The sequence below is a fragment of the Catonella sp. genome (assembly GCF_052173895.1).
In the GTDB taxonomy this organism is placed as follows: Bacteria; Bacillota; Clostridia; order Lachnospirales; family Lachnospiraceae; genus Catonella.
Genome location: NZ_JBQMXS010000044.1, coordinates 1 through 14,252 on the forward strand (window position 1 = coordinate 1; position 14,252 = coordinate 14,252).

At 35.3% G+C, this 14,252-nt stretch carries 18 protein-coding genes; all 18 read right to left on the minus strand.

Going from position 1 to position 14,252, the window contains the following annotated elements:
• Positions 1 to 150: 150 nt before the first annotated feature.
• A complete protein-coding gene (rsfS, locus tag ACTTG8_RS08270) occupies positions 151 to 510 on the minus strand; it encodes a ribosome silencing factor (RefSeq protein ID WP_442561653.1) in 360 nt (119 codons plus the stop codon).
• Entirely contained in the window at positions 507 to 1,091 is a 585-nt protein-coding gene (gene yqeK, locus ACTTG8_RS08275; protein WP_442561654.1) for a bis(5'-nucleosyl)-tetraphosphatase (symmetrical) YqeK, read from the minus strand. The genes rsfS and yqeK overlap by 4 nt, the downstream gene beginning before the upstream one ends.
• 1 nt (position 1,092) lies before the next feature.
• Positions 1,093 to 1,713, minus strand: coding sequence for a nicotinate-nucleotide adenylyltransferase (nadD, locus tag ACTTG8_RS08280; protein ID WP_442561655.1), 621 nt, complete (start codon positions 1,711 to 1,713; stop codon positions 1,093 to 1,095).
• 8 nt (positions 1,714 to 1,721) lie between these two features.
• Positions 1,722 to 2,015: a ribosome assembly RNA-binding protein YhbY gene (gene yhbY / locus ACTTG8_RS08285; protein ID WP_442561656.1), complete on the minus strand. Its 294-nt coding sequence runs from the start codon at positions 2,013 to 2,015 to the stop codon at positions 1,722 to 1,724.
• A gap of 27 nt (positions 2,016 to 2,042) precedes the next feature.
• A complete protein-coding gene (obgE, locus tag ACTTG8_RS08290; protein WP_442561657.1) occupies positions 2,043 to 3,329 on the minus strand; it encodes a GTPase ObgE in 1,287 nt (428 codons plus the stop codon).
• 74 nt (positions 3,330 to 3,403) lie between these two features.
• On the minus strand, positions 3,404 to 3,694 hold the full coding sequence (rpmA, locus tag ACTTG8_RS08295; protein ID WP_023353147.1) for a 50S ribosomal protein L27: 291 nt from the start codon (positions 3,692 to 3,694) through the stop codon (positions 3,404 to 3,406).
• 4 nt (positions 3,695 to 3,698) lie between these two features.
• Positions 3,699 to 4,028, minus strand: a complete 330-nt coding sequence (locus ACTTG8_RS08300; RefSeq protein ID WP_442561658.1) for a ribosomal-processing cysteine protease Prp — start codon at positions 4,026 to 4,028, stop codon at positions 3,699 to 3,701.
• 2 nt (positions 4,029 to 4,030) lie between these two features.
• Positions 4,031 to 4,339, minus strand: coding sequence for a 50S ribosomal protein L21 (rplU, locus tag ACTTG8_RS08305; protein WP_442552033.1), 309 nt, complete (start codon positions 4,337 to 4,339; stop codon positions 4,031 to 4,033).
• 189 nt (positions 4,340 to 4,528) lie between these two features.
• On the minus strand, positions 4,529 to 5,473 hold the full coding sequence (locus tag ACTTG8_RS08310; protein WP_442561659.1) for an L-lactate dehydrogenase: 945 nt from the start codon (positions 5,471 to 5,473) through the stop codon (positions 4,529 to 4,531).
• Between the two features lie 133 nt (positions 5,474 to 5,606).
• Positions 5,607 to 6,335, minus strand: coding sequence for an N-acetylmuramoyl-L-alanine amidase family protein (locus ACTTG8_RS08315; RefSeq protein ID WP_442561660.1), 729 nt, complete (start codon positions 6,333 to 6,335; stop codon positions 5,607 to 5,609).
• Positions 6,336 to 6,520: 185 nt separating this feature from the next.
• Complete coding sequence (locus ACTTG8_RS08320; RefSeq protein ID WP_442561661.1) at positions 6,521 to 7,933, minus strand: oxaloacetate decarboxylase subunit alpha; 1,413 nt, start codon at positions 7,931 to 7,933, stop codon at positions 6,521 to 6,523.
• 145 nt (positions 7,934 to 8,078) lie between these two features.
• Positions 8,079 to 9,206, minus strand: a complete 1,128-nt coding sequence (locus tag ACTTG8_RS08325) for a sodium ion-translocating decarboxylase subunit beta (RefSeq protein ID WP_442561662.1) — start codon at positions 9,204 to 9,206, stop codon at positions 8,079 to 8,081.
• A 35-nt stretch (positions 9,207 to 9,241) separates the two neighbouring features.
• Positions 9,242 to 9,607 (minus strand): biotin/lipoyl-containing protein, encoded by a 366-nt coding sequence (locus tag ACTTG8_RS08330; RefSeq protein ID WP_442561663.1) that lies wholly within the window; start codon positions 9,605 to 9,607, stop codon positions 9,242 to 9,244.
• Positions 9,608 to 9,652: 45 nt separating this feature from the next.
• Entirely contained in the window at positions 9,653 to 10,429 is a 777-nt protein-coding gene (locus ACTTG8_RS08335; protein ID WP_442561664.1) for an OadG family protein, read from the minus strand.
• Positions 10,430 to 10,447: 18 nt separating this feature from the next.
• Positions 10,448 to 11,884, minus strand: coding sequence for an acyl-CoA carboxylase subunit beta (locus ACTTG8_RS08340; RefSeq protein ID WP_442561665.1), 1,437 nt, complete (start codon positions 11,882 to 11,884; stop codon positions 10,448 to 10,450).
• Positions 11,885 to 12,032: 148 nt separating this feature from the next.
• Complete coding sequence (locus tag ACTTG8_RS08345; protein ID WP_442561666.1) at positions 12,033 to 13,415, minus strand: ATP-binding protein; 1,383 nt, start codon at positions 13,413 to 13,415, stop codon at positions 12,033 to 12,035.
• An 85-nt stretch (positions 13,416 to 13,500) separates the two neighbouring features.
• On the minus strand, positions 13,501 to 13,641 hold the full coding sequence (locus ACTTG8_RS08350; RefSeq protein ID WP_442561667.1) for a YARHG domain-containing protein: 141 nt from the start codon (positions 13,639 to 13,641) through the stop codon (positions 13,501 to 13,503).
• A gap of 55 nt (positions 13,642 to 13,696) precedes the next feature.
• Positions 13,697 to 14,101 carry a DUF4234 domain-containing protein gene (locus ACTTG8_RS08355; protein ID WP_442561668.1) on the minus strand — a complete coding sequence of 135 codons (405 nt, stop codon included), beginning with the start codon at positions 14,099 to 14,101 and terminating at the stop codon, positions 13,697 to 13,699.
• Between the last annotated feature and the right edge of the window lie 151 nt (positions 14,102 to 14,252).

Below are 14,252 nucleotides of genomic sequence, written 5' to 3' on the forward strand. Positions count from 1 at the left end.
CTGAAAATGATTCTATGGAACCTATTATTACTGAGCAGGTAGAAATTCTCGGCAAGGTTATAGGCTTAATTAGAATGTATTAAAATCATAAATTTATAATTTTAAATCATAAAACTGCCATAAATATATTATAATTATGGCAGTTTTAGTTTATCTGATAAGCATATCTGTATCAAGCATCTTTCCGTCAGACCAGATTCTCTCTATGTTATAAAATTCTCTATCCTCTTTTGAGAAAATATGAACTACAAATTCACCAAAATCCATAAGAATCCAGTGTTCTGATCTACCTCCTTCAATTCTTTCAGGATTGATTCCTGCTTTTCCAAGACTTTCTTCTACTGCATCTTGCAGAGCCTTCATCTGATTTTCATTTTTGGCATCAGCAATTATAAAATACTCAGAAATAGTTGTTAAATGTGCAATATCAATTACCTTAATATCATTTGCCAAATGCTCATCTAAAGATTTACAGACTATTCTTACTGCATCTAAAATATTTTCCATCATCCCTCCACTATTCTTTTATAAAACTCAAATGTTTCTTCTGTTCTTTTGTCCATAAGACCATCACTTTTATTTACTTTATCCATTACAGATTCAAGTTCATACAGAGTAGCCTTATGCAGATTATCAAAGGCACAGACTCTCATTTCATTTATGTATGGAAGTTCAGGTCTATTTGGCTCTATATAATCTGCAACATATATTATTTCTTCCAAAAGACTCATATTAGGTCTTCCTGTAGTATGATATAAAATAGCAGATAAAACTTCTTCATCATCAACACCATAAACTTCTTTAGCAAAATGCGCACCAAGTTTTGTATGTAAAAGTCCTGGGGACTTCCTTTCTATCTCGGTGATTTCAATTCCATATTTTTCACATTCAGCTATCATTTCAGAACTTTTAAGATATTTAGCACAGTCATGTAAGAGTCCAGCAATCTGAGCCTTATAAATATCTGCTCCATGTTTCATTGCAAGGCTGGCTGCTGTATAAGACACTCCCAGTGTATGATGAAATCTGTACTCAGGTAAAATCTCTCTCAATCTATTATGTAAATCTAAAAAATATGTTGCCCCATACATATCAACTCTCCTTATACAGTCCATTTTTTAAGATATAATCCATAACTTGCTCATTGATGTTTAGTTGTTTACCATCCTTTATTCCATCTGCTATAAGCCTTCTTATTTCAGTTGAAGAAACCGAGTTTGTTTCAAAAGGAATTTCCTTCATCCTGACATTCTCAAACTCAGTTTTTAATACATTTTGAATATGCTGCTTACACTTATCAGAGGCATCTCCAACCCTTGATATATATAATATAACAGCATTATCAAATATTTCCTGTGGTTTATGCCAATCTTCAAGATACAATACGGAATCTCCACCTATTATAAGATAAAAGTCTGTATTAGTATAATATTTTCTTAAAGCAGTTAGGGTATCTGAAGTATAGCTTATTCCCTCTCTTAATAGTTCAAAATCTGAAGGCAAGATATTCTTTTCATCTTCAACTGCAAGTTTTACCATATTGTATCTATGAAAATCCTCAGTTATTGTAATTCCTAGTTTATTAGGAGGAATTTTAGCCGGCATTACCCATACTTCTGATAAATCTTGGTAAAATAATGCTGCCTTAGCCATATTAATATGGGTATTATGAATCGGGTTAAATGTTCCTCCTAAAATTCCTATTTTCTTCATATTTTACTCTATTTCTTAGGAAGTTCAATTTTTTTATGGTTTTTGGATTCTTTATACAGTACAATTTTTTTCCCAATTACCTGAACTATGTGTGAATGAGTACGTTCTGCAAGAACCTCAGCTATTTCCCTCGGCTCATCCATACAGTTTTTAAGTACTGCTATCTTAATTAACTCCCTTGACTCCAACACTTCTGAAATTGCAATAGTAAATTCAGGTGTAATACTGGATTTTCCTACATTGAATATCGGATCTAAATTCATTGCTAGACCTTTAAGATATGCTCTCTGTTTACTTGTCATGTTATCTCCTACTTTGTTGATTAAAATTTATTTATAATAATCGAAACTAATATCTCCAAGATTTACAAGGTCTCCTTCTTCAATACCAAGTTCCTCTAATCTAGTTATTACCCCTTGATCACGCAAAAATTTTTGGAAGAATGCAAAACCCTTTTCATCATCCAAATTGGTATAGCCAAGCATTTTATCAATCTTTGCTCCTTTAACAAGATATTCCCCCTCTTTTACTTTTATAATTTCAAGAGGGCTTTCTTCTATAGTAAGCTCAGAAACATCAAACTCTTTATGGAAAACCACAGGAGTTCGGTCAAGAGTCTTAAGTATATCATTTACAGCATATAAAAGCTCTTTTATACCTTTTCCGGATACTGCTGAAATAGGATAAATAGCAATATTTTCTTCATCAAAGGCTTTATGAAATTCTTTTAATTTTTCATCAGCCTCATCACCATAAAACAAGTCCATCTTATTAGCGGCGATAATCTGTGGTATTTTTAATAATTCAGGATTATAACTTTCTAACTCTTTATTAATACTTTTTATATCTTGGATTGGATCTCTTCCCTCTGAGCCTGAAATATCCACTACATGAACAATTACTCTGGTTCTTTCAATATGTCTTAAAAACTGATGTCCTAAGCCTATTCCTTCAGATGCACCATCTATGAGTCCCGGAATATCTGCAATTACAAAACCACTTCCACCACCAAGGTCGACTACACCAAGATTTGGATGTAAAGTAGTAAAGTGATAATTTGCAATCTTAGGCTTGGCATTAGTACAGCGTGAAAGTATAGTAGATTTTCCAACATTAGGATAACCTACAAGTCCTACATCGGCAATGAGCTTAAGCTCTAAAATAAGAGTAAGTTCAATACCCTTTTTTCCAGGTTGAGCATAAGTAGGAACTTGCATTGTAGGTGTTGCAAAATTCATATTACCTTTTCCACCTCTGCCACCTTTTAGGATAACCTCTCGTTGATTGTTACCTGACATATCGACTATTACCTTGCCTGAGTCTGCATCTTTAACTACAGTACCTTCAGGAACTCTTATTATTATATCATCGCCATCTTTCCCATGACAGCGTTTTTTTCCACCTTCATCACCATCTTTAGCATAGTATTTTCTTACATATCTAAATTCATTAAGTGTATTTATATTTTTATCTACAACAAAAATTACATCTCCGCCGTCTCCACCATCTCCACCGTCAGGACCTCCTGCGGCTACAAAAAGCTCTCTTCTGAAACTTACATGGCCGTTTCCACCATTTCCCGATTTTACATATATTTTTGCACTATCTGCAAACATTTTTCTTTTCCTTTTTTATATTAAAAATGCTCCAAATCTATGCTACACAAAGATTTGGAGCTAATTATCAGTTATTATTCAGCTACAGCTACCGGATAAACAGAAACCTGCTTTCTGTCTCTGCCTAATCTCTCAAATTTAACTTTTCCATCAACTGTTGCAAATAATGTATCGTCTTTGCCGATTCCAACATTTGTACCAGGATGAATATGAGTTCCACGCTGTCTATAAAGAATATTTCCAGCTAATACGAACTGACCATCTGCTCTTTTAGCACCAAGTCTTTTGGACTCAGAATCTCTGCCGTTCTTTGTAGAACCAACACCCTTCTTATGAGCAAAAAACTGAAGGTTCAATCTTAACATCGCATTACACCTCCTGCCTTATTATTGTAATGAACTTTTTACCGTATTCATGTGATATTCCATCAAGACCTAACATAAGAGATTTTATAAGTAAATTAGCGTTATCGCTCAATTTAGACTTAAATATGAGTTTTAGATATCCCTTTTGGGCATCATCTATTACCTCAACCTTATCTCTACAAAAAACCTCAATAGAATTTAGCGTATTAATAGCAAGTATTGAAACTGCAGCACACACTATATCATTGCCATAATTAGCAAATAATGCATGACCTGAAAACTCAATACTCTTATAATCGCATTCTTTGTCAATAGACACAAGCACTTTAATCATGATTAAGCATTAATCTTTTCGATTTTGAGCTTGGTATAAAGCTGTCTATGACCATTCTTCTTGTGGTATCCACTCTTGCGTTTATACTTGTAAACAACAATCTTAGGTCCCTTGCCTTCTTTTTCAACTGTAGCGGTTACAGTAGCACCTGCTACTACAGGGTTTCCAAGAACAAACTTGTCACCACCGATTGCAAGAACCTGATCAAAGGTATAAGTCTCTCCAGCTGCTACACCAAGTTTCTCAACCTGAATAACATCACCTTCAGCTACCTTATACTGCTTACCACCTGTTGCAATAATTGCGTACATATGGCTCCTCCTATTATAATTCTCGCCTGCTTAGGTGTTACCGTTTTAGGCAAACTTCTACCCACACAGTGCGGCACAATTTATAGTTTATCATACTAAAATATAGATGTCAACTAATTTTCTGCGTATCTGTAAATTTTCTACAGTATTTATTTTCCTGTAATATTTATTTGATATAATATAATAATCCTAAATATTCAATTCAGATATAATTCCCTTAAGCATCTCGGCTGATTCCCTAAGTCTTTTAAGTTCATCCTCATCAAGCTTAATAGGTACCTGCTTTTCTATTCCGTCACTTCCTACTATACAAGGCATACTAAGAACAACACCATCTATCCCCTGCTCGCCATGCATCATAGTAGATACAGGAAGAATGGACTTCTCATCTCTTACTATGCACTCACAAATTCTCTTAACTGCCATAGCTACACCGAAATAAGTAGCCCTCTTTCTCTGAATAATCTCGTAGGCTGCATTTTTTACTTCTTCAGCTATATTCTTTTCAGATTCATCATGGCTATAATGACCTCTCATTTCGCAGAAATCATTGAGAGGTATACCCGAAACATTTGCTGAACTAAATGCAGCTATTTCACTATCTCCATGCTCTCCTACTATGAATGCATGGATACTTCTTGAATCGACTCCAAGATGATCGCTAAGCCTTGTTTTAAGCCTTCCTGTATCAAGTACAGTCCCCGAACCGATTACTCTATTCTCAGGAAGTCCTGAGAGTTTCTGTGCAACTGCCGTAAGAATGTCTACCGGATTAGCAACTATAAGAAGAATTCCCTTAAAATCTCTGCTTGCTATCTCAGGTATTATACTTTTAAATATTCCTACATTTTTGTGTACAAGGTCAAGTCTTGTTTCATCAGGTTTCTGATTGGCACCGGCTGTCACTATAACTATACCTGCATCCCTTACATCATCATAGTTTCCGGCATACACACGCATATGCTTTGCAAAAGGTATGCCATGGCTTATATCCATAGCCTCCCCCTCTGCTTTATCCATATCGGCATCTATCATTGCTATTTCTGAAAAAAGTCCACTCTGCATAAGTGCAAAAACTGATGCTGAACCTACAAAACCACAACCTACCATAACTGCTTTTCTAAAATTTATCATAAATATTCTCCTTTTATTGAATTTCATTCTCATTATAGCATTAATATAATACTAAAGATAGATATGTTTTTATAATAGTGCAGTAATATTTTATGAATGTTATAAGTCTATAAAAACTTATAACATTCTTCTACTATTTCCCCGATTCTTCAAAATAAGCATCAATCCCATCTGCCATACCTTCAGCCATCTTCTTCTGATAAGAAGAGGTATTTAATGCCCTGTCTTCTGTCTCATTTGTCATATATCCCATTTCTATAATGGTTACAGGAACTTTAGCCCAGTTTATTCCGCTCATAGTATCGGTTTCCCAAACATACTGCTTTTTGCAGGCTGATTTTGCTACAACACCATCAAGCACCTTTTCAGACAATAACTTACTTTTTTTATATAACTTGGAATTATAAGGATTCTTTTTAGTCTGACAGATAGTCATTGCACCATTTACAGACTTATTGGATGCACCATTTGCGTGAATTCTGATAAACACATCTGCATTAGCCTTATTTGCCATTTCTGCTCTTTCAGAATTGCTTATATTTACATCATTTTTTGTACGACACATAATAACTTTATATCCACGCTTTTTCAAAATTTTTTGTAAATTTTTAGCTACTTTAAGTGTAAGCTTATACTCAGGTTGCTTAGTCCAAAGCCCTTGAGTGCCACCCGTTACTTTAAACTTAGTAGTTTTTGCCCCCGGTCCTATCGGTTCTTTTTCAAGATTAGCCTTGGTCTGATGTCCTGCATCTATGCAGATTATTTTTTTATCGGTTTTTGATGCATTAACTATATGCAGATTATTTGTAGACAATGCCATAAACATTGATAAAACAACTAAAATACTTAATATCTTTTTCATATCTTTCTCCTTACTTCAAATATTTATTAAATATCCATACACTTTTTATTTTACCACAATACTACTTTAAGTGAAAGTCTATTTAATTTACTCTTAACTATAAAGAAACAGACAGTTACCTAAGATTTTACAATCCTCTGTAACTGCCTGTTTTATATCATTCTTTTTAAATACAAATTTTATTTTTATACCGGATAAGCTCCGTTTGTTGTATCTGCAACAGTACTATCTACCTTGGTCTGCTGAGCCTTTCTATATTTGAAGAATTCAGTAGCAACCTGTGGGAAAAGTGCATATGAAAGCACATCCTCATCCTGCTGTTTCCACTCTTTTACTTCTTCTTCAAACTTAGCAAGCTGTGGCTCAATAAGATCTGCAGGTCTACAAGTAATTGGTTTTTGGTCTCCAATAGCCTTTTTAACAACCTCAGGATTGAAAGGCTTAACTGTCTCACCAAACTCACCTGAAAGAATCTTCTTAGACTCTTTGGTTATCATCTTATAACGCTCACCCTGAAGTACATTCAGAACTGCCTGAGTACCTACTATCTGTGAAGAAGGTGTAACAAGAGGTGGCTCACCAAAGTCAGCTCTAACTCTTGGAATCTCCTTAAGCACTTCCTCATACTTATCTTCTGCATGAGCCTCTTTAAGCTGTGATACAAGGTTTGAAAGCATACCACCCGGTACCTGATAAAGCAAAGTCTTTATATCTACACCAAGCACCTTTGTATTCATAAGACCACTTGCAAGATATTTCTCACGAAGTGGACGGAAATAATCTGCTATTTCAGCAAGCTTATTCTGGTCAAGACCTGTATCGTACTCAGTTCCTCTAAATGCCTCAACCATAACCTCTGTAGCTGGCTGGCTGGTTCCCATAGCAAGTGGACTCATAGCTGTATCTATGATATTAGCACCTGCCTCAACAGACTTCATATAAGTCATAGCTGCAACACCTGATGTGTAGTGAGTATGCATTTCTATAGGAAGCTTAGTTCCTTCACGAAGTGCTGTAACAAGCTTTGTAGCCTCAGCTGGTACAAGAAGACCTGCCATATCCTTAATACAAAGAGAATCAGCACCCATTTCTTCAATAGCTTTAGCTTTAGCCTTCCAATAATCAAGGGTATAAGCCTCTCCTAAGGTATAGGAAAGGGCTACCTGAGCATGTCCACCTTCCTTTTTAGATGCTGTAACTGCAGTCTGAAGATTACGAAGGTCATTGAAACAGTCAAAAATTCTGATTATATCAATACCGTTTGCAAGTGACTTCTGTACAAAGTACTCAACTACATCATCTGAATAATGGTTGTACCCAAGGATATTCTGACCTCTGAAAAGCATCTGAAGCTTTGTTTTCTTAAATCCTGCCTTAAGCTTACGAAGTCTTTCCCATGGATCTTCTTTTAAGAAACGAAGGCAGGCATCAAATGTAGCACCACCCCAGCATTCAACTGCGTGATAGCCAATTTCATCCATTTTGCCAATTATAGGAAGCATCTCTTCAGTCGTCATTCTTGTTGCGATAAGGGACTGATGTGCATCACGAAGGACAGTATCCACTATCTTAACTGCCTTATTACCCTGTTCTGACATATGTTAATCTCCTTTTAATAATTTATCCCAAATTATTCACCAAACATCAAGTAATCACATAATTAAGAATTATATGTTTCACAGATGTTTGGTAATAAGAGGTATGTGACCTATGGTGTGAATAATTGGGGTGTTATAATTTTTCTTATTTAACTCCGAAAATCGCCATAAATACACCAGCTGCAACTGCAGTACCGATAACACCGGCCACATTAGGTCCCATAGCATGCATAAGAAGGAAGTTTGAAGGGTCTGCCTCTGCTCCTACCTTCTGTGATACTCTGGCTGCCATAGGTACTGCTGATACTCCTGCTGAACCGATAAGCGGATTTATCTTACCACCGGTTAAGTGGCAAAGCAACTTACCAAAAAGTACACCTGTAGCTGTTGCAATTCCAAATGCAACAAGACCAAGGGCCACTATCTTAAGTGTATCAATCTTTAAGAATGCCTCAGCTGAAGTTGTAGCACCTACCGAAGTTCCAAGTAAAATAACTACTATGTACATAAGTGCATTACTGGCAGTTTCCTGAAGCTGTTTAACTACTCCACTTTCTTTAAAAAGATTACCAAGCATAAGCATACCTACAAGAGGAGCTGTTGTTGGAAGGATAAGTGTAACAACTATCGTAACTACTATTGGAAAGAAAATTTTCTCAAGTTTGCTTACAGGCCTGAGCTGCTCCATCTTGATTTTTCTTTCTTTTTCAGTTGTGAAAAGTTTCATTATAGGTGGCTGAATGATAGGAACCAAGGACATATATGAATATGCCGCAACTGCAATAGGTCCCATATACTCAGTCTGCCCAAGCTTTCCTGCAAGGAAGATAGAGGTAGGACCGTCTGCACCACCAATAATTGAGATAGCAGCAGCAGCCTTGTCATTAAAACCAAGTAAGATGGCGAAGAAGTAAGCACCGAAAATACCAAACTGAGCAGCTGCACCCATAATAAAGCTTATAGGGTTAGCAATCAGCGGACCAAAGTCTGTCATCGCACCTACACCTAAGAATATAAGACAAGGGAGAATACTCCATTCATCAAGTAAGAAGAAGAAATGGAGAAGTCCGCCTTCTTTCATAATATCCGGATAGATATTTACAAGCAACATACCAAAGGAAATAGGAACGAGAAGAAGTGGTTCATATCCCTTTGCTATGGCCAGATACAAGAACACAAGGGCAATAAATATCATAAGAACATTGCCCCATGACAGGTTGACAAATGCTGTCTGCCCTGCCAAGTTCTCGAGCATATTTGTAACATAGCTCATAGATTATTACCTCCATTTATTGTACAGTTATTGTTTTAGTTAAGAGATGCAAGCAAAGCACCTGCCTCAACCGCATCACCAACTGCACAGGAAACAGAAGCTATAGTTCCATCCTGAGGAGCAACTATATCATTTTCCATCTTCATAGCCTCAAGTACGATGATTACATCTCCTTTTTTAACAGCCTGACCTGCACTTGCCTTAACTGCTAAAATCTTACCTGGCATTGGAGCATTAACCTTAACTGCACCGGCAGCACCACTTGCTGCAGGAGCTGCTACAGGCTTTACAGGTGCTACAGGAGCTGCGCTTTTAACTACAGGAGCAGTACCTGCACTTGCACCCTCTTCAACAGTTACTTCATAAGCTGTTCCATTAACTGTAATTGTATATGTTTTCATAATAAATTATCCTTTCAAAATGATTAAAATATAAAATTGTATATACTAAGCGTTCTTCCAAGAACCATTTCCTTTTCTTCTTATTGAACGAACTACAAGTCCGTCAGAAGGTACTTCTGCATTGTCTGCTGTATAGGCCATGATAGCTGCCATCATAACCGCTGTAAGTTCTGCACCGCTTATATCCTCTGTCTGAACTCCCGTTATAGGCTCTGCAACTGTTTGAATCTGTTCAGCCTGTCCTTCAGCCTTTTCCTTTTTAGCAAGGAACTTCGGTACAAGACTCAATGCCCTAATTACAAAACTTATAAAAACAAGTACGATGAAAATAAAAGCCATACCAAAGATGGTATTAATACCTGCCTTTTCAAGTTTTTGTGCCATTGTCACCTTTCTCTCAGCAGAAAGGCTTGAAGGGAGATATCCACTGTCAACACTGTTCTCATCAAAAGTAGCTACAAACTTGACTAAGCCACCTTCAAACTCTATCATCTCTTCAAATTTAACAAAATCTTTGCCTTCTACAATATTAGCACTAGCTTCATCAACTGACTTAAAACTACCTACCTCTTCCTTAACATTATCCAGATTTTCTACCATAGGTAAAATAAGTTTCTTAGATTTGTTATCAAGTCTTTCTTTAACAAGATCTGCAAGTCCGCCTTCTGCCCAAGACCTAGCAAAAAAATTTCCCGACTGCATTACAGTATCTTTGTGATAAGCCAAGGTTTCACTGCCTGTCTTAGAAGCACTTGCACAGCCACTAAGCAGCATAAAGCAGGAGAAAACGCTAAGCACTAATAACATTAGTCTTTTCTGCATATTTACTTCCTCTCTATATTAAATTGTGCTGTGTTTTTTATTTGGACGATGTTCTCTCTTTGTATATAACATTTCAAAAGCATATACCAGCTGTTTTCTTGTAGCTGCAGGCTCAATTATACTGTCAACAAAGCCTCTTTTTGCAGCCGCTACAGGACTGTTCTGAAGTGCAGCATATTCACTTGCCTTCTCATTAATTGTAGCCGCATCTTTACCATCATAAATAATCTCAGCTGCAAGTTTAGCATCCATCATACCAATTTCAGCATCATTATATGCAAATACAAGATCTGCTCCAATATGCTTTGAATTCATTGTAAGATAAGCACTTCCATAAGCCTTACCCACAATTACATTTACCTTAGGTACAGTCGCATTAGCAAACGCAGCTGTAAGCTGTGATAATGCTCTTGCAATAGAACGCTCCTCACCGATAGAAGATGCAAATCCTGTTACAGATGTAAGTGTAAGTACAGGAATTGAGAAAGAATCACAGAACTCTACAAAGTGTGCTGCCTTATAAGCACCTGCCATAGTAAGTACTGTATCAAACTTCTTTGCTACCTTACCGTCTTCACCTAATAATTCACTACGGTTTGCCACTGCTCCTACAACTGCTCCGTTTAAGCGAATGAAACCGATTACCATCTCTTTAGCACAATCAGCCTTAAGCTCTAAGAACCAGTTATTATCTGAAATTTCACGAAGAGTTACTGCCGCATCTTTTATATGTGAGCCAAGCCCTGCCGTTGCCCTGTTTAAGTCATCCTCACACTCACTGAATACACCTGTATCTTCATTATTTGAAGGAAGAATAGAAACAAGTTCTCTAGCTTTAGTAAGAGCTTCCGCATCATCTGCCGCAACTATGTCTACATTGCCTGATTCTGCCTGAAATGCCGCACCTGCTGTATTACATTTAGCAGTATAATTATTGTCTACTGCGTTTGGTGAATTTACAAAAAGTTTAGCATTTTCCTTCGTCATTATTACAAAATCACTGATAGCTGCTGAAATAGCAGAACCGCCTCCACAGTTACCAAGAACAACTGTAATTGTAGGGATAACTCCACTTGCAAGTACCTGTCTTGCATACACCTTACCAAAGGCATCAAGCGCATCTGTTGATTCTTCAAGACGCATACCTGCACAGTCTGTAATTCCAATTACAGGAACTCCAACCTTAGTAGCAAGGTCATAAACATTAACTATCTGTCTTGCATGCATCTCGCCCATAGATCCGCCAAGAGCATCTTTATCCTGACTATAAACATAAACGAGACTACCGTCTATAAGACCATAGCCTGTAATTACGCCATCACCAGGAACTTCTTTTTCATTAAGGTTGAAATCTGTACTTCTTTTTGTTACTAAAGCACCAATTTCAACAAAACTGTTTTCGTCAAGCAGAGAAAGTATTCTATCTCTTGCTGACAGCACTGCTGTACTACCCATTCTTAGCCCTCCATTAAACTTAAGTTTGGTTTTATCCAGAATAAACTGAATTGTATCTAAACATCCAACTTATTGCCAATTATAATTATAAACTTATAATTATAAAAGTACAAGTGTAATTTTAAGTTTTTAGCATTGAATTTAAATTTTATACTTCATAAATTGCATTAATATCAATCAATTCTACCTTATCCGATTTAGTAAATTTTTCAAAATCGGACAAACTTATAAACCAATAACATTTATTTAAGCATCCGAAATTCATAGACTTTTCTATTAAGTCTTTTAATACAGTTTCATCAGTTTTTTGATTTTTCCATTTTACCTCAGCAAATAAAAAATTATTATTTTCGTCGTAAGCCAGCAAATCAATTTCAGATTCTTTCTTCCTTAGTTTATCATTTCCCCACCAGTTTCCATAATCATACGGTATAAAATTTAGTTTACCTTTACGAAGTCTTTTTTCAAAGTATTCTATGGTTATTTTTTCAAATACACCTCCCATATAATCATTCAATCTTGCCTCAACCTGTTTGTCATAAACTATTTCACCAAGTCCCATATTGATCAGGTTCATGTTTTTTTGAACAAAATAATACCAAAATCTAAGCATAGTATCTTTTATCACATATATAGGTCTTTTAGTTTTTCTATCAAGAACCGGAGTTTTCTTCTCAATAATTCCAAGTTCTACCAAAGAATTTATATAATGTGTGAGTCCACCTGTTTGCATATTTAATTTGGTTGCAATCTCATTTAATTTACTGGCTCCACCTGCAATAGCAAAAAGTATATCATTGTAAGTCTTAGGCTGTCTTAATTCCTGTTTTAATAAGTTAGTCGGTTCTTCAAACAACCTGCCACTAGTTTTAAGAAAATTGTTGATAATATTAGTTTTTAGTTCCATCTTATCATCAAAGAATGTTAAATATTCAGCTATTCCACCTGTAAGTCCATACACTATCGCTTTTTCTTTATAGCTATAATTCTCCACGAATTTTGCTGCATCCAGATAATTAAACGGATTAATCTTTAACTGACTTGTCCTTCTTCCATAAAGCGGACTTTTATAAGCTAATACCTGATTCTCCATAAAACTCATAGATGAACCACATAATATAAGAAAAAGCTTACTACTATCCCGATATTCATCAATTAGTTTTTGTAATAAAGAAGATATATACTCTGTGGTTTGTGCTAAATATGGATATTCATCAATCACAAAGACTATTCTATTTTCTTTTGCGTATTCAAACAAGTATCTAAATGCTGATTCAAAATTCAAAAAATCCGGTAAACCTTTCAAATTACCACAAGTTTCATACACAGCCATAGATAATAGATTTAAATTAATCAGTGCGTTTGACTCTAAAGCTACAAAATAATAACCTTTTTTGTCTTTTAGAAATTCCTTTATTAAAAATGTTTTACCTACTCGTCTTCTTCCATAAATTACTAATAAGGCAAAGTTTCCTTTGTTATATTCTTCATTTAATTCCTTTAATTCATACTCCCTGCCTATAAAACGCATTGTATCACCTCCTAGTATGGATATTATACAATGAAAAATCGTATTATGCAATAATATGTTTTTGCATAATACGATTTTGTAAATTTTATTCAAAGCTTTTTATAAATTTAGCATTTGCCTTTTCATATTCATTAAGCCATTGTTCATTAAAATCTTCAGGTCTTACAGAAGGTATGTACCAGCTTTTAGAATTAAAATAGTTCTGTAGGGCTTGATCTTTGAACATACGCCCGTGTCTGGCATAGATTTCATTCTTATATCCATTCCACAGTTTAATGGAATTAACCTTTAATATTATAATCTTCTGCTAACATATTCATACCAGTCAACATCTTATGTTTGTAAATAAGAGGTCCAACAATAATAAGCGAACCTAAAATTCCCCATAACCAAAAATCTTTTGCACTAAGACTATAATTTATTCCTCTTCTTGCAAGTTCATTACCTATTCTATTAGAAATTTTATGATACCAAATAAAACTATATATTCCAACTGTCAATGGCGTAAACACAAAATACATTAAGCAAAAATGTATAGTATTTTTACCATCATACTTTGATGCTATTATATTGATATCACTACTCACTGCTGAATCAACTACTATTCCATAGATTCCAAAAGTAATCATAGAAATTAAAATATACTTTAAAAGACTCCTATTTGTTTTTAACTGATTTGACGGCATAACTTTTCTCCTATCTAATTTATTATATATTTTAGTACGACAATGTCAGATTTTCTGTTACTATACTCACTCCTCTCATATCAACCTTTCTTCCTCCTTTCATTTTTTAGTATTATATCACAAAACTTCCATTTTGGATACTTTAAAACTT